This is a genomic window from Bradyrhizobium sp. dw_411 (assembly GCF_018449695.1).
In the GTDB taxonomy this organism is placed as follows: domain Bacteria; phylum Pseudomonadota; class Alphaproteobacteria; order Rhizobiales; family Xanthobacteraceae; genus Bradyrhizobium.
Genome location: NZ_JAAVUY010000007.1, coordinates 291652 through 306714, shown reverse-complemented (window position 1 = coordinate 306714; position 15063 = coordinate 291652). Strand labels below are relative to the sequence as shown.

The following is a 15063-nucleotide window of genomic DNA, read 5'->3' as shown; positions in this document are numbered from 1 at the left end:
GAGTTGCGCGCGAAACAAATTAAGATTTCATAGCTTTTCAAAATGAAAGAGGTCGCCAATCGGAGCTCCCATGCGCGGTTACACGACACAGGAGAAACTTAAAATTACGGCCGGCGCCGTGGCTTCCCTCATCATCGTGGGGTGGATTGTCGTGCTGGCTGTTATTTTTCTATCGGTGCAGTGAAGCGCGTTCGCCGAACCCTTTTGAGTTTACCGACCAGTCGTGCCCGGTCCCGCGCGCTTCATCGGGCAGCCTCGCAGTGACGGCGACCGGAGGCCATCCCGATCGCGGGTCCCCAAAATAGATGGGACACATTTCCGTATTTCTACGGAATTTGGAAACGGTTTATTAACTACGTGGCGCTAGGCTGTACTTGCGAGTGCAATTCCCAAGCCGTCATCAGCAGAATGCTGGTGGCGGCTTTCTTCTTGGGGAGAGCCTTGTCGGTTCTGATTAAATCAGAACCGGGCCCAATCTTTTGTTTGACGCGCCTTCCTTGCGCGAACCGGTATCCATCCCGGATCAAGCCGGGGCAGGCTTTCGCCCGGAAACGCTACCCGCCAGTTCCGCCGTGAAACGACCCCCGTCTCGCGGGGGACCGCGAAAGGGGGTCGCTGACGGCGGGGCTAATCTGGAGGACCAATCGCCGCCATCGAATAGGTACGGCGATCATCCGATCCGGTTTCAGATGAGGCGGGCTCGAAACGAGGCTTGCGCTGGAAAGCTCACCACGGGAGACAGGAGCGCTGCCGGGAGCTCCGCCGGCGGCTATTTCAAGGCGGTGTTGATCGTCGAGAATGATGTGTTGAGCGTTGAGCCGAGGCCGTTAACAGCGGCGATGATGGCGAGCGAAATACCTGCCGCGATCAGGGCGTATTCAATCGCGGTGGCGCCTGATTGATCCGCCAAAAAGCGCCTAAATAAATGCTTCAAGATGCTACCTCCTGGTATTAACGCCCCGGCAATTCTTGCGGGTTCCATGAACGGAACTCTGCTGATCGTTGCTTAAAATTGAATCAAAAAAGGCGCTTAATCCCGCGTGAATGCGCCGTCTTTTTATTTCTGCCTGTTGCTGGGCAAGCCCGGCACGCTTCGAGACCAGGCCCGATGTCTCGGCGTGAACGGGGCAGCGATATCTCATGCCGCCAATGGTTCGCTGAAGTAGGCACAAGCAGGCCGTCAAACAGGCCCTGCCCGGAAGCCGGCGCCACGACCGCCCGCCGGGCGGACTGGCAAAACCAGGCCGTCATCCCCACATCCGCGGGCCTGACCTGTTCGGTTTGAAACAGAAGCCGCCCTGATCCGTAGTACTACCGAGAGCCCTCGCTTCCGATCAGGAATCGGCTCATAAATTTCCTTGTGGTCTTGCCAATCGGACAACGGCCACGTCCTGATCGTGAGTTCGCCGATGACGATGCATACGCCGAAGCTTTTGACGCCTGAAGAGTTCGCTTCCCTGATCGAAGTCGCGATCACTTCGCCCACCCCGGTTATCCCTGCGCCTCATCTGGCAAAGCTGATCATGCTTGGCTACGTCACCGAGACGGCCAAAGGCCCTGTCGTCACCGGCGACGGCCTGATCCGGATTACCGAGAGCGAATAATCGCCGCTGCGCGCAAGCGAGGCGGCCACGCCAAATCCGTAGATTCCCGGATTGATCCGTCCCGGATTCAGGAATTCACTGCGTGTGAGATTTTATTGGTTTCATGGGCCTAGAGCGGCCTTCACGCATTGGGTCATTCCATGCCGCTCTATTTTTTTCGCATCCGAAACGGCACCATCTGCGGCGCGTCCGATCAAGGCACCGAATTTGCCGATCATGATGCCGCGTGGAAAGAGCTGACCAGCGTTTGCGCCGGTATCATCGGCGGCATTTCCCGCAAACTACAGCAAAACTCCGAATGGGAAATGGAGCTTCTGGATGAAGCCAAGCAACCGGTGTTCCGCATCCGCCTGGTGGCGGAGACGCCCGATTAGATGATCCCAGCGCCAACGCCTTCGGCGTTTGTCGCCTGATCGACCGTGCCCCGGTCCGGCTGAAACCCCTGGCGCAGCTCCCTGGTGGAAGCCCACTAATCAGCGCTCCGCAGCCGCCGCATGGTGAATTCGATGTCGCCGCCCGGTAGCTCACGCCAGCTTTCCACGCCGCTCATATAGGCCGCCTTGGGGTAGCGGGTGAGGAAATCGCGCGCCCTGCTACGCGCCTTGTCGCGCGGCAAAGTAAAGGTTTCGCGCAGATAGCCGTCGTCCGGCCTGCGCCGGCCGGCCATCCGGTCTGCGAGATCGCGCGGACGAGAAACCATGTCGCAACTCCAACAGATAACGACCGGCTCAATATAGCGTGCAGCGTCGCCAAACCGAGTCGTCTCGGCTGCCACTTGACCAATAACGTGCATTTTCTGCGGCTGCCGGAAGAGCCTCTGTTCGATTTCCGACATATAAACTTTGCCGCCGTGTGACGCACGTAAGCCAATGGTATTGCAGCCCAATCGCATCTTGCATCAGGGTACCTGTGGATCGGTCCGCCGCTATGATCGGTACCGTGCCGACATCGCGGGCGCCATCTTCCTATATTGACGTTTCCCGCGGATCGCCCTCTCGGAGCGTCCCTTACCCACCCCTGCGGTAAAATCGGCCCGACCGACCGGGCGGGATACCGCATTGGCCAACTCGAACGCAGGTCCTTTGGACAACAAACTGCTCGCCGCATTGCCCCGCAACGATTTCGACCGCCTGCTTCCGCATCTGTCGACGATTTCACTTCAACAGGGCATCGTACTCTCCGAAGCCGGCGACGAAGTCGACCAAATCTATTTCCCGCATGACGGCATGCTGTCGTTGCTTGCCGTGCTGCGCGACGGCAAGGCGATCGAGACCGCGACTGTCGGCCGCGAAGGCGTCGTCGGCGCGATGGCCGGGCTTGGCCTCTACAAATCGCTGGTGCGCGTCGTGGTGCAGATGCCGCTGACCTGCAGCAGGATCGCAGCTCCCCATTTCAGGACGGCCGTTGCCGGCAGCGAGGCCATTCGCAATCTGTGTATCCGCTACAACGAAGTGCTGCTGTCGCAGGCGCGGGTAACGGCCGCCTGCAACGCGCTCCACCCGATCGAGGCGCGATTTTGCCGCTGGCTGCTGCAAAGCGCCGACCGATCCGGCGGCGACACCGTAGCGCTGACGCAGGAATTTCTCGCTGAGATGTTGGGCGTCAGGCGGACGTCTGTGACCGAAGTCGCAAGCCGGGTGCAGAACGCCGGTGTGATCACCTATTCGCGCGGCGTGATCAAGATCCTGAACCGACCCGCGCTGATGCGGATGTCCTGCGAATGCTACCAAACCTTGCTGGACCAGTCCGCCGCACTGACCTGAAGGCGTCTCCCCCTCGTCATCTACTGATTGTAGCGATTATGGAACTCTATCTTCTGTAGCACGTTGGCTTCCGAGAAGAGGAACCCAGAATGCTGTCAGCAAATCGCCGGCGTCAGATTTTAGACGACGACCCCGAGGAAGCGCGCTTCGATATGAAGGCGCCCGGGGATGCATCGGCGCCCGAAAACGGCCAGGCCGCTCCGCGAGAGGAAGACGGTTGGGTGAACAACTTTATGGGCCGCCTTGCCGCGCTCGTTCGCGATGTCGGCGGCCGGGAGAAGTGAGACAAGAGATGAGGCGAAAAAAAAGGACCGCCTGATCAAGGACCGCCTGATCCTGGCCGCAAGCTCAACGCGCCGACATTCCCGGCAGGGCGGCGTTTATCTCTAACGCTTTAATTCGCGGTGCTGCCAGTTTTCTTTGGCTTCGCGGAAGCTGTGGCCTTGTCCGATGTCTTGGGCGCATCGCTTCGTACGGTGCCCCAAGGATCCGCGGGCACCTTGGCATCCGGGATCTTCTTTAGCGACTCCTTATAGGCCTTGTCGCGCGCAGCTTCGGCATCCTTCTCATCCTGCGTCTTGCCGGGCTTGTCCTGCATCAGATTCAAGGCGGGCATCTGGGCGTAGGCAGGCGAGGCCAGCAACCCGATAACCATCGCCACACGGAAAACTTTCATGGGATGCTCCCTGTATTGTCCCCAATAACATATCATTGCGCAGGATATCACCGCGCAGACCGCCCCGCCAAGCGGGCCGGCGAACGCGCCGGGCATAGCACTTAGAAATGGTCCGACTTGCAGGATTTCTGCATCCAGTCGTCCCAGATCGGACCGCATTTGGTGCAGCCGCTCAGCGCGAGCCCCACTGCCACAACGCTGAAAATCAATGCCAATCGCCGCAACGCCATCACCCTACTCCCACACAGATTCTACCCTACGGCCTCAAGTCAGGCATTTTCAAGCCGTCCAAAAGAGACGCTCAAGACGTGCCAAAGCGGCTTCCCTTTGCGCACCGGATGCGCTCTGGCATAAGGCATCATCCCCGGCGAGGATCTGCTTCATGCCAGACAAGCCCCAAGCCTTAGAACAAAAGCCCGAGGAATTCGATATCGAGGAAGCGCGGCGCGTCCTTGGCGACGTATTCGCACCTTGGGTGCTGGATTTGGGATTGTCGATCTCCAGCATTGAATACGCCCCGCCAACGGGCGCTGCTGCCGACTGGCAGCCGGGCGCAGTGCTGCGAATGGCTTTCTCGGAACGGCTGTGCCGGCACGGCGGCATCGTCTGCGGCCAAGCGCTGATGGCGCTGGCCGACACCTCGATGGTGATCGCAATCCTGACCGCCAATCGCGGCTACCGGCCGATGACAACCGTCGACCAGACCACGCACTTCATGCGGCCCGTTATGTCGTCGGATGTGCTGGCCGATGCCCGGGTGGTGCGGCTCGGGCGCACCATGAGCTTCGGCCGGGTCACGCTGTCCAGCGCCGCCGACAACAAGCCGGTGGCCATGGTCTCAAGCGCCTTCGCGATGCTGTGAGGAACAATTGTGTCGGCTGTTTGCGCAGAAACATTCAGCAATCCTCTGCCCGGTTTTCAGTAATTGTTGATGGCGCAAGCCGGCGAATTGACCCCCACCCCCGCGCAATCTTAACCGGGGCGGGGTAATATTTGATGATGCGGGGGATTATCCACACGGCATTGATTGCGGGCGTAGCGCTGACGCTGGCAGGATGCGGCATCGCCGACAGCCGCTCGCCTCTGCCTGAATTTCTGCGCGCCAAAGCCAGCGATCCTCCGCCGCTCGAAGCTCCCCCCGATGTGAAACAACTGGTCCGGGAAAAACTGGATTCAGTATTCGTCGCTCAGTCGAACCCGCAGCAGGTCCAGGTCTCGCCACCGCACCACGATTTGCGTGGCCTCGGCTGGACCGCATGCGTCAAGGCCGAGTTGACTAATGCCGTGGGCAAGCCGCTCGGCGTCGAAACCTATCGCATCACCATCAACAATGGGGTCATCCTCGACCGTAGCCGTGCCGAGGCCGAGGACACCTGCGCCAACGAGAGTTATCAGCCGATCTGAGAGCGTTTTCGAGCGAAGTGGGCACCACTCGCCGATAAACGACGCGTTAACAATACCGCTCGAATTGAATCCGTGCGCCACGGACTTTTCCAATCTTTCCGCTACCCTTTCCCGACAACGCGGTGGTGAACCGCGCCATCTCGCGAACGGGGAAACCGGGACGTGATCGAGGTTGCTGAACCAGAACTGGGCCATCGCGCATCACCGGACGATGCCGCGGGCGCGCGCTTGGGCGCGGCTACCTCGCCGGGTGGCGTGACGGGCCATGGTCTGGCGCTGGTACCGCTCACGGACATCCCAGCGACCCCGTGGCGCATGCTGGCCGAGCGCGCGATCGAGCCGAACGGTTATTATCTGCCCGATTGGGAATTGGCGGTTAACGCCTTCGCCAGCGGCCGCACCGGAGCCTCCGCGCTCTGCGCGTGGAGCGAGACGCCGCTGGTGCCGGATGGCGCGGCGCGGTTGATCGGGCTGTTGCCGGTCGTCTCGATGTGGCGCGCCTACAAGATCCCGCTGCCCGCGCTGGCGAGCGCCAGCCCCTATGGCACGCTGTGCACGCCGCTGCTCGACCGCGACAATGCCAACGATGCGGTCAACCACATGATCGCGCAGGCGCGCAACGCCGGCGCCCATGCGCTGATCCTGCGCGACGTCTCGATGAACGGCGCGGCGATGAAAGCGATCACCGAAGTATTGCGGCAGAATGGCCTGCGCCCGCGGGTGCTGCAATCCCATGCACGCGCCTGTCTTGACGCCAGGCACGATGCCGATGAATTGCTGCGCGATGCGCTGGGCGGAAAAAAGCTGAAGGAATTGCGCCGCCAGCGCAACCGCCTCGCCGAGCACGGTGCTATCAGTTTCGATGTCGCGCGCACGCCAGAGGCGGTCACGGCTGCCGTCGAGACCTTCATGGCGCTGGAAGCCAGCGGCTGGAAAGCCCGGCGCGGAACTGCGTTGCAGCAGGATGAAGGCGATGCCGGCTTTATCCGGCGCGCCACCACCGGCCTTGCGGCGTCAGGCCAATGCGAAATCGTCACGCTGCATGCCGGCGAGACGCCAGTCGCAGCAGCCATCGTGCTGCGGCACCAGGACCGCGCCTTCTATTTCAAGCTCGGCGTCGACGAGCGCTTTGCGAAGTTTTCACCCGGCGTGCAACTGACGCTTGAACTGACCAAACACCTCTGCGCCAGCGCCGTGATCGCGACGGCGGACTCTACCGCAAGCGCGGATCATCCGATGATCAATCCGATCTGGCGCGGACGCCTCAGGATCGGCGACGTGCTTATCCCGCTGCGTCGGCGCGATCCCGTGGTGTCGATGATCCACGCTGCGTTGACGGCACGCCACTCGGTCCGCGAACTCGCACGCCGCGCCGTGCATCTGGTCCGCGAGCGCAGGAAATCCTGACGCCAGTACGGCCCTACTCCGCCGCTTGCGCGTTTACTTCCGCCGAGACCTGGCGAATGGCACGGGCGAGCTGATCGGCCGGCTGCGCGCCCGATACCGCGTACTTGCCGGCGAACACGTAAGTGGGCACGCCGGAGATACCCTTGTTGGCTGCCTCCTCCGCTTGCGCCGAGATCCGCGCGACGTCTTCGTCGGTGGCCAGACGGCGCCGCACATCGTCGGCATCGAGCCCGACATCGGCCGCCGCCTGCACCAGCACATTGACGTCGGTGAGATCGCCGCCACCCTGGAAATACAATTCCATCAGCCGCTGCTTCATCTCGGCCGCCTTGCCCTTCGCCTCGGCCCACAGAATCAACCGATGGCAATCGATCGTGTTCGGCTGCCGCTTGACCTGGTCGGGCCGGTACACCAGCCCCTCCTCGGCCGCCGCCGTGACGACGCGGCCGGCGATGCCCTTGTAGGCCTCGACCGAACCGAACTTCGCCGTAAGGTATTCGTCGCGGCTGATGCCCTCGCGCGGGATCCAGGAATTAAGAAAGAACGGCCGCCAGTGCACCTCAACCGGAATATCCGACGCCAGCGCCAGCGCATCCTCGATGCGGCGCTTGCCGATGTAACACCACGGGCACACGACGTCGGAGACGATATCGATCTGAAGCGGCTTTAAGGTGCTCATCGGGCGTCCTCGTTTTTGGAAGTCCCAAAGATAATGGGCCGTCCTGGCCTCGGCAAGTGAGCGGGATCCCTGCAAGGACGATATTCTCTCAACGTCGTGAAACATTTTTAGGTCGTCATCACCGGGCTTGACCCGGTGATCCATCTTCTTCTGCGAAGATGGATGGATGCCCGGATCAAGTCCGGGCATGACGAGTGAGCGATCGCGACGCAAAGCGCCCGAATTATATGTGCAACTCCCGCCCTCCCTTCAGAGGGCGCAGGGAATGCCGGGCGCCTGGCGCGCCCGCAACCGCGTGTGCAACGGTAGTAAGGTGAAAGCACACGCGTTAGTCAGGTCACACCGGAATCACCCGGCATTCCCCGCGCAATGGTTTACGGCTTACTTCGTGCTCTCCCCGGTGATCGGGCTCTTTTGCCACCGTCATCCCTGAGAAGCTTGCTTCTCAGGAACTTGACGCCAGCGTCGAGGCGTCAGGACCACACGACTTCGCCGTCCGCTATCGCGCCGTTCGTCAAAGGCACATCCGCGTCCACCGCATCCCGTCCCGCGTCCGTGACGATCGCGAGCCGCCCCTCAGATGAGACGGGATGAGCATGGATATAGACCGATTTGCGATTTCGGAAAACCAGAATATTTTTACCGAAGGGACTGGACATGCGATCAGCGGAAGGTGACGTGATTTGCCCGTCGGGTAGTCGAAAGTCTCAACATCGTCATTGCGAGCGAAGCGAAGCAATCCATAGTGCCGCGCAAAGAAAGAATGGATTGCTTCGTCGCTTCGCTCCTCGCAATGACGACAGAATCGTAGGGTGGGCAAAGGCGCGCTTGCGCCGTGCCCACCATCTTCCAGCGTTGAGGCAAGTTGGTGGGCACGCTGGCGCTTTGCCCACCCTACGGACTCGCGCGCGTTAACGACGATTAACGATACTCAAATCTGACCAAAACCGCTTGGGTATTTTTTAAAAGATGCCGGCCTATCCAGTCCCGGGCACGGGAATGTGGGAGAAGGTAATTGGCGAAAACATCGGCGAAGCGGGCCAAACGCGGAAAGACCGAGACGTTTGCGTTGCCGATGGCCGGCAAAATAGCTGTCGTCGTCATCGCTGTCGGCGCAATGGGCTATGCCTTGCTGTCGCGTCCGGCAACAGTTCAACCGAAGCGTCCCTCCACGCATCAGGCCGCGCTGACGCCTCCGCCGGCACCGGCTGCGGTGGCCCCTGCTCCGGTTCAGGCACAGCTTCAAGCTCAGGCTCCTGCGCCGGTTCCGGCGCCTGCCATTGCTCCTGCTCCGGCTTCAATTCCAGCGCCCGAGGTGGAACTTCCAAAAGCCGCGGACGCTCCCGGAAAACTTGTTCGGCAGGTCGTCGATTACATCAGCCACGAAGCGCCGGGAACTGTCGTTGTCGACACCGGAAATACCTTTCTTTATCTCGTGCTCAACGGCAAGCAGGCGATGCGCTACGGCATCGGCGTCGGCCGCGAGGGTTTTACGTGGTCCGGTGAACAGACCGTGGCCAGGAAAACAGAATGGCCGGATTGGCGTCCGCCTGCCGAAATGGTTTTGCGTCAGCCGTACCTACCGCGGTTTATGGCGGGCGGCCCCGGCAATCCGCTCGGCGCCCGGGCCATGTATCTGGGCGAGACCGAATACAGAATTCACGGCACTAACAAGCCCGACACGATCGGGAAGCGGGTTTCGTCCGGTTGTATCCGGCTGACCAATGACGACGTCACCGATCTCTATGAGCGGGTGAAAGTCGGCGCAAAAGTCATCGTGCTTCCGGCGACGCGAGCTATTCCAGCGGCCCATCGTGTGCTGCGCAGTAATCCTGATGAAGCGGCCAATCGGTTGCCGAACCCAGGATTAGCGACGGTTCGGCCTGCGACGTGAGCACGACAGCATGGGCTCGCATTGAGCGCAGTCCTTTGACGGTGCGTAGGGTGGGTTAGCCGCAGGCGTAACCCACCGCAGCGAAAAGAAAAAAGATGGCAGATTACGCCTTCGGCTAATCCGCCCTACGGGCTTCATCTGTTGTTTGGATGAGGCCGTTGATAATGGCCATTTCTTCCGAGCTCAATGCGCTCTGATCCTGGGCGCGAACACTTTTCAGGCCCGTTGCTAAGTCGGCCCATCCATCCGTCAAGCCGTTGAAGTTCAAAAAAGGACCAAGAACGCGCGACAGAGGGCGGAGGCATCGTTTGTCGCACCAGTCGTCAATTAGGCCGCTTAACGCTTTCATGAATTGATTGTTTAATCCGTAGGGCATTCGCCAAGAGGATACGTTCTCTTGGGGCCGCCAGCCAGCAAGCAGCTTGATATGGATGTCCTGCGCAACAATATCTCTTGCCCAATTGACCTGATCCTCGGGGATCAACTTTGCCACCGAGAGTTCGTCAACCACGGACTCGGCGACCCATTTGCTCCATTCTAAATCGGGGCGATAGTGCCTTTTAGTTTTCATGCAGTCATCCTGCTGCGGCAAATCAGTATAGCGCGACCATAGCACGACGCATCCCACGGTCAGCCGTCAAAAAACGCAGTCACTACTTAAACCCCGCCGCCATCGCCCGCAGCCGCTCGGCGGTCAGGTCATCCGCCGGAAAGAACGTCTCCAGCGCCATTTCCGACAGCGTGACGTCGACTGGTGTTCCGAAAATCATCGTCGCCGACATGAAGCTCAGGACGTCGTTGCCGAACCTTAGCTTGAAAGGGATCGCGACGTTGTCCGGCGGCAGCGGAGCGGACCGCGCCGGGATCGGGTAGGCCTTGAGCTCGTGATAGAGTTTGATCAGTCCCGGATCGGCCGTGATCTCGCACTGGCGGTGCAAACGTTCCAATAGGTGCCCGCACCATTCGGCGACGTTGACCGTGCGCACCGCCAGCGCTTCGGGATGAAACGCGAGACGCAGGATGTTGACGGGCTGGCCGAGCAGGCGCGCCGGAACGCCCTGCAATAGCGGCATCACCATGCGGTTGGCGGACACCAGATTCCAGTGCCGGTCATAGGCCAACGCCGGGTTGGGTTCATGCGCCTTCAGCACCAGATCGATCGCAGCCCGCGCGGCTTTCAGCGCGGGATCGTCCAGCGTGCGCTGCGGAAACGCCGGCGCAAATCCTGCCGCCACCAATAGCACGTTGCGCTCGCGCAAGGGCACGTTGAGCCGCTCGGCGAGCTTCAGCACCATGTCGCGCGACGGCGCGGCGCGGCCGGTTTCGACAAAGCTCAAATGACGCGCGGAAATCTCGGCGTCACCGGCCAGATCAAGCTGGCTGAGATGGCGGCGCTGCCGCCACTCGCGCAGGTGATCGCCGATATGGACGGGCTGGGGACGCTCAGTTCGCGCCGTGGCGGTGTGTGTGCTCATGGTGAAAAACCTACCATGTGAATTTCATGCGTTCCATTACGTCCGAGGTAATCGAACTGCCTCACGGGCCGGGTCATCTTCGCCAGCACAGGAGATGACCATGAACACGCGATCCAGCCCCCTCTCACCCGCCGGCATCCTGCCATGGATGCTCAACCTGGCGACCCGGATATTAGCCCGTTCGCTCAACATGCCCGAGCCGCTGGTGCACCACACCGGTGTGTTCGTGTTCGCGCATGTGCAGGCGGTCGAGAGCAGCGTCGGCAAGACGCTGTGCCCGAAGCGCCTGCTCCGTCAGCTCCGCAACTGGCGCCGGTCACTGGCGCGCTAACTCCCTCGCGATCGATCCAACTTAGAAAAGGAGAACTGCCATGATCCAAGCATCCCCATTGTTTCGCCGCGCCTTCCTGCTCGACACCATCGCCAGCGGCATGATGGCCGTGTTGCTGACGTTTGGCGCAGCCGAACTAGCGCCGCTGTTTGGTTTGCCGGAGCCGTTGTTGTGCGAGACCGGTCTGTTTCTGATCGCCTATACCGCGCTGGTCGGATGGCTGGCGACGCGGCAATCGATGCCGAAGCTGCTGGTGATCATGGTCATCGCGGGGAATACAGCATGGACCATCGCCAGCATCGCGCTGCTGTTTTCCAGCGCCGTGACGCCGAATTTGCTGGGTCAGATCTTTATCGCGGCACAGGCCATCGTACCCGGCGCGCTGGCGGAGCTGCAATATATCGGCTTGCGCCGGAGCAGTGATGCGCTGGCGGTTTAGAGCCTTTTCCGGCTCCTTCGAGTCATCGCTACTTCGTTCGTGGCCTCATGGTTCGAGACGCGCGAAGTCGCGCTCCTCACCATGAGGGTTCTCAGACCTCATCCTGAGGAGCGCGCAATAGCGCGCGTCTCGAAGGATGGAGCCATCGAAGTGCGTAGGATGGGTGGAGCGCAGCGATACCCATCGCGTCGCGGCCCGACCAAATGACTTCTCTGATAATGGTGCGCCAGATGATGGGTTTCGCAAGCGCTCAACCCATCCTACGAGGTTAGGCCGCGGCTTGCATTTCCGCAGTAACGGCCGTTGCGACAGTCTCAAGCTTCATGGAAGAAGTCTTTCCGGAAGTCTTGGGCTTCGCGGCGGCCGATTTTTTTCGCGCCGCCTTGGGCTGGCTATGGCCGTTCAAAAGCTTGCCGTTCGTAAGTTGGGCCTTTTGCGCTTTCGCTTTCACGGCCTTCTTCCGGCGGGCCTTGGCCGCCTTTTTCTCGGCTTCCTTCAGCGCCTTCTTCTGCGCCTTCTTTTCTTCCTTGGCCTTCAGGCGCAGCCGTTCGGCTCTGGCCTCGGCACGCTTCTTCTTGCGCTTCTTTTCGCAGGCGTCGCATTTGCAGCCGATCGGCTTGAGATACGCCTTGAAATAATCGGTGCCGTAATCGTAGTTGATCTCTTCGCCGGGCTCGATCTTCTTGATCGCGCGGATCACGACCTTGCGCTTGCGCGCGCTGACGTCGGATTCCGCGTTCGGCTTGCAGGCATGATTGATGTAGCGCGCGATGTTCTTGCGCACCGATCCGTCGATGGTCCAGCGGCCGTTGAGCTCGAACAAATATTTGTTCTCGATCGCGTCGTCTTTCTTCTTCCGCGAATCCAAGAGCGGGCCAAAATACCGGATGATTTTGGCGCCCTTCTTGATCGGTTTGGTGGCGAAGAGGCCTAACCCGGTACGGGAACGGCCAACGCGATAGGGTTTGTTCAAGGGAATAGCAGGCATGGATCCGGGAACTGACGCGCGAGTGAGATGGGATAGCGAAGCTATGGTTCTAGATCGATTCCGCGCAAATGTCAGGTGTTTCGCGCGTCCTGTCGAAACCTTCCCCAGATAACGCGTTATCCCCCCGGACGGCCGACGGGTGCGCGCAACATCGCATCGAGCAGGGTTTCGGCATCCGCCCCCTGAGGCAATCGCTTGAGAATGTTGTACAACCGGCCATCGAGCAGCAGCATCGTGAAACCATGAACCAGGCACCAGGCGCGTGCGATCGCAGCGGCCTGATCGAGCGACATCGCCTGTTCGGAAATTGGCTCGTGACGGCTGGCGCCGACCGCGCCAACCAATTCCCTGAACGAGGCGCTGGCGGCCTGATCCAGCGCGGGCCGCTTCATGTCGAGACGCTCGGTACGAAACATCAGCCCGTACAGGCCGGGATGGGCCTGCGCATACCCGACATAGGCCTTGGCCCGCGCCAAACTCGTCTCCGGAGAACCATCGACGGCGGCACCGGCCTTGGCCATTGCGGCGTTGAATTGCCGGAACCCGATGGCGGCGAGTTCGCTGAGAAGACCTGCGAGGTCTCCAAAGTGATGGGTCGGCGCGGCATGCGATACGCCGGCCTCGCGTGCCACTGCGCGCAACGTCAGTCCCGACAGTCCTTCGCGTTCAAGCACCCGCTCGGCAGCTTCCAGCAAGGCGTCGCGCAGCGAACCGTGATGATAGGGCGCATCCCTGGAGCTGCCGTTGGACCGGGGTGCGGCCGGTTGACGTGACATTCGTGCGGAGGAAGCCGCCTTCGCGGTGAGCCGGACGCGCGTTAGGGCCGAGTCGGATTTTTTCACCATCGCGGCCTTATAAGTTCCTATTTTTACACTGTAAAGATTTCGCTTGACGCTCGAAGCCAGCCGCGATATCTGATCTTTACGATGTAAAGATAAGGAGGGAGCCACCGATGCAACAGCAGACAGCGCCCGACACCGCCTTCTCCAATCAGGGTCCCATTCCGATGGAATGCGACGCGCCGTTTCTGAAAGTGAAAGGCGAACTGCCGCGCGAACTCAACGGCACGCTCTATCGCAACGGTCCCAATCCGCAATTCGACGCCCCCGGCGCGCACTGGTTCGTCGGCGACGGCATGCTGCACGCCTTCCATCTCGAGAACGGCCGCGCCAGCTATCGCAACCGCTGGGTCCGCACCCCGAAATGGCAGGCCGAGCATGATACCGGCCGCGCGCTGTTCGGCGGCTTCGGCCGCAAACTGCCGGACGCGCCGGCCACGGCTATTCCGGATGGCGGCGTCGCCAATACCAACATCATCTTTCACGGCGGACGCCTGCTCGCACTGGAAGAAGCCCATCTGCCGATGGAGATCGAGCCCGGTACGCTGGCGACGCTGGGTTCCTGCAATTATGGCGGCGGCATCAAAGGCCCCTTCACCGCCCATCCGAAGATCGATCCCGTCACCGGCGAGATGATGTTCTTCGGCTACAATGCCGCCGGACCGTTCACCCCGGCGCTCTCGTTCGGATCGGTCGATGCCTCCGGCGTGGTGACGCGGTTCGATCGTTTTGAGGCGCCCTATACCAGCATGGTGCATGACTTCGTCGCCACCGAAAATCATCTGCTGTTTCCGATATTGCCACTGACCGGCAGCATGACGCGCGCGATGAGCGGCCGCCCGCCTTATGCCTGGGAGCCCGAAAAAGGCGCCTATGTCGGCGTGATGAAGCGCAATGGAAGCGCTGGCGACAGCGTCTGGTTTCGCGCCGAGAATTGCTACGTCTTCCATATCATGAACGCCTGGGAGGACGGCGACCGCATCATCGCCGACGTCATGCAGTGTGAAGAGGCGCCGCTGTTCACCCATCCCGACGGCTCTCCAACCGACCCTATCAAGTCCCGCGCGCGGCTGTGCCGCTGGATCTTCGATCTCGCGGGGAATACCGATCGCTTCACGCAAACCTATCTCGACGACATCAAGGGTGAATTCCCGCGCATCGACGATCGCCGCGCCGGACTCTCCAGCAACCATGGCTGGTACGCCTGCGCCAATCCCGATTTGCCGATGTTCAACGCCTTTTCCGGGGTCATGCATGTCAACGGCACGGGATCGCGATTGGGGCATTATCAATTGCCGGCCGGCGATGGCATCTCCGAGCCGGTGTTCGTGGCACGGAGCGACGACGCGGCCGAGGGCGATGGCTGGCTGCTCGCTACGGTTTACCGCGGCCGCGAAAACCGCAGCGATCTGGCGGTGTTCAATGCCGGGGATATCGAGGCCGGCCCCGTCGCGCTGGTGCAATTGGCGCATCGGGTGCCCGACGGGTTTCATGGCAATTGGGTGGGGGCGGCGTAAACGAAACAGATTCCGTCATTCCGGGATGGTCCGACAGCACCAGACCC

Annotated in this window: 20 protein-coding genes; 11 read left to right on the top strand and 9 right to left on the bottom strand. The window is 61.0% G+C overall.

Annotated features, from left to right (window positions below):
- Nucleotides 1-769: 769 nt before the first annotated feature.
- Entirely contained in the window at nucleotides 770-934 is a 165-nt protein-coding gene (locus HB676_RS14825; RefSeq protein WP_249780259.1) for a Flp family type IVb pilin, read from the bottom strand.
- A gap of 475 nt (nucleotides 935-1409) precedes the next feature.
- On the opposite strand from HB676_RS14825, the gene HB676_RS14820 reads away from it, so the two are divergent.
- The gene (locus tag HB676_RS14820; RefSeq protein WP_213738545.1) at nucleotides 1410-1604 is read left to right on the top strand and encodes a hypothetical protein; all 195 of its coding nucleotides are present in this window, start codon (nucleotides 1410-1412) and stop codon (nucleotides 1602-1604) included.
- A 140-nt stretch (nucleotides 1605-1744) separates the two neighbouring features.
- Nucleotides 1745-1978, top strand: coding sequence for a hypothetical protein (locus tag HB676_RS14815; RefSeq protein ID WP_213738544.1), 234 nt, complete (start codon nucleotides 1745-1747; stop codon nucleotides 1976-1978).
- A 95-nt stretch (nucleotides 1979-2073) separates the two neighbouring features.
- Here HB676_RS14815 and HB676_RS14810 read toward each other — a convergent pair whose 3' ends face one another.
- Nucleotides 2074-2304: a hypothetical protein gene (locus HB676_RS14810; RefSeq protein ID WP_213738611.1), complete on the bottom strand. Its 231-nt coding sequence runs from the start codon at nucleotides 2302-2304 to the stop codon at nucleotides 2074-2076.
- A 358-nt stretch (nucleotides 2305-2662) separates the two neighbouring features.
- On the opposite strand from HB676_RS14810, the gene HB676_RS14805 reads away from it, so the two are divergent.
- Nucleotides 2663-3367, top strand: coding sequence for a Crp/Fnr family transcriptional regulator (locus HB676_RS14805; protein WP_213738543.1), 705 nt, complete (start codon nucleotides 2663-2665; stop codon nucleotides 3365-3367).
- A gap of 89 nt (nucleotides 3368-3456) precedes the next feature.
- Complete coding sequence (locus HB676_RS14800) at nucleotides 3457-3651, top strand: hypothetical protein (RefSeq protein WP_213738542.1); 195 nt, start codon at nucleotides 3457-3459, stop codon at nucleotides 3649-3651.
- Nucleotides 3652-3761: 110 nt separating this feature from the next.
- On the opposite strand, the gene HB676_RS14795 is transcribed toward HB676_RS14800, so the two are convergent.
- Together HB676_RS14795 and HB676_RS14790 are read right to left on the bottom strand one after the other, a co-directional pair.
- Complete coding sequence (locus HB676_RS14795; RefSeq protein ID WP_213738541.1) at nucleotides 3762-4043, bottom strand: hypothetical protein; 282 nt, start codon at nucleotides 4041-4043, stop codon at nucleotides 3762-3764.
- Nucleotides 4044-4144: 101 nt separating this feature from the next.
- Nucleotides 4145-4273, bottom strand: a complete 129-nt coding sequence (locus HB676_RS14790) for a peptidylprolyl isomerase (RefSeq protein ID WP_213738540.1) — start codon at nucleotides 4271-4273, stop codon at nucleotides 4145-4147.
- A 152-nt stretch (nucleotides 4274-4425) separates the two neighbouring features.
- Here HB676_RS14790 and HB676_RS14785 point away from each other — a divergent pair, with 152 nt between their 5' ends.
- From HB676_RS14785 to HB676_RS14775, 3 genes are all read left to right on the top strand, one after another.
- A complete protein-coding gene (locus HB676_RS14785; RefSeq protein ID WP_213738539.1) occupies nucleotides 4426-4905 on the top strand; it encodes a PaaI family thioesterase in 480 nt (159 codons plus the stop codon).
- A 134-nt stretch (nucleotides 4906-5039) separates the two neighbouring features.
- Nucleotides 5040-5447 carry a hypothetical protein gene (locus HB676_RS14780; RefSeq protein WP_213738610.1) on the top strand — a complete coding sequence of 136 codons (408 nt, stop codon included), beginning with the start codon at nucleotides 5040-5042 and terminating at the stop codon, nucleotides 5445-5447.
- Nucleotides 5448-5717: 270 nt separating this feature from the next.
- Nucleotides 5718-6854 carry a GNAT family N-acetyltransferase gene (locus HB676_RS14775; RefSeq protein WP_249780258.1) on the top strand — a complete coding sequence of 379 codons (1137 nt, stop codon included), beginning with the start codon at nucleotides 5718-5720 and terminating at the stop codon, nucleotides 6852-6854.
- Between the two features lie 13 nt (nucleotides 6855-6867).
- Here HB676_RS14775 and HB676_RS14770 read toward each other — a convergent pair whose 3' ends face one another.
- Nucleotides 6868-7533 carry a DsbA family oxidoreductase gene (locus HB676_RS14770; protein ID WP_213738538.1) on the bottom strand — a complete coding sequence of 222 codons (666 nt, stop codon included), beginning with the start codon at nucleotides 7531-7533 and terminating at the stop codon, nucleotides 6868-6870.
- A gap of 1075 nt (nucleotides 7534-8608) precedes the next feature.
- On the opposite strand from HB676_RS14770, the gene HB676_RS14765 reads away from it, so the two are divergent.
- On the top strand, nucleotides 8609-9427 hold the full coding sequence (locus HB676_RS14765) for a L,D-transpeptidase (protein ID WP_213738608.1): 819 nt from the start codon (nucleotides 8609-8611) through the stop codon (nucleotides 9425-9427).
- A gap of 115 nt (nucleotides 9428-9542) precedes the next feature.
- Here the strand turns inward: HB676_RS14765 and HB676_RS14760 are convergent, their stop codons facing one another.
- Together HB676_RS14760 and HB676_RS14755 are read right to left on the bottom strand one after the other, a co-directional pair.
- On the bottom strand, nucleotides 9543-9998 hold the full coding sequence (locus HB676_RS14760; RefSeq protein WP_213738537.1) for a hypothetical protein: 456 nt from the start codon (nucleotides 9996-9998) through the stop codon (nucleotides 9543-9545).
- Nucleotides 9999-10080: 82 nt separating this feature from the next.
- Nucleotides 10081-10902 (bottom strand): helix-turn-helix transcriptional regulator, encoded by an 822-nt coding sequence (locus HB676_RS14755; RefSeq protein ID WP_213738536.1) that lies wholly within the window; start codon nucleotides 10900-10902, stop codon nucleotides 10081-10083.
- A 100-nt stretch (nucleotides 10903-11002) separates the two neighbouring features.
- Between HB676_RS14755 and HB676_RS14750 the strand changes: the two genes are divergently transcribed.
- Both HB676_RS14750 and HB676_RS14745 read left to right on the top strand, forming a co-directional pair.
- Nucleotides 11003-11233 (top strand): hypothetical protein, encoded by a 231-nt coding sequence (locus HB676_RS14750; protein ID WP_213738535.1) that lies wholly within the window; start codon nucleotides 11003-11005, stop codon nucleotides 11231-11233.
- A gap of 40 nt (nucleotides 11234-11273) precedes the next feature.
- Nucleotides 11274-11672 (top strand): hypothetical protein, encoded by a 399-nt coding sequence (locus HB676_RS14745; protein ID WP_213738534.1) that lies wholly within the window; start codon nucleotides 11274-11276, stop codon nucleotides 11670-11672.
- Nucleotides 11673-11940: 268 nt separating this feature from the next.
- Here the strand turns inward: HB676_RS14745 and HB676_RS14740 are convergent, their stop codons facing one another.
- The gene (locus HB676_RS14740) at nucleotides 11941-12660 is read right to left on the bottom strand and encodes an SET domain-containing protein (protein WP_213738533.1); all 720 of its coding nucleotides are present in this window, start codon (nucleotides 12658-12660) and stop codon (nucleotides 11941-11943) included.
- A gap of 116 nt (nucleotides 12661-12776) precedes the next feature.
- The gene (locus tag HB676_RS14735) at nucleotides 12777-13436 is read right to left on the bottom strand and encodes a TetR/AcrR family transcriptional regulator (RefSeq protein ID WP_249780245.1); all 660 of its coding nucleotides are present in this window, start codon (nucleotides 13434-13436) and stop codon (nucleotides 12777-12779) included.
- 176 nt (nucleotides 13437-13612) lie between these two features.
- Here HB676_RS14735 and HB676_RS14730 point away from each other — a divergent pair, with 176 nt between their 5' ends.
- Entirely contained in the window at nucleotides 13613-15016 is a 1404-nt protein-coding gene (locus HB676_RS14730) for a carotenoid oxygenase family protein (RefSeq protein WP_213738531.1), read from the top strand.
- The last annotated feature ends 47 nt before the right edge of the window (nucleotides 15017-15063 follow it).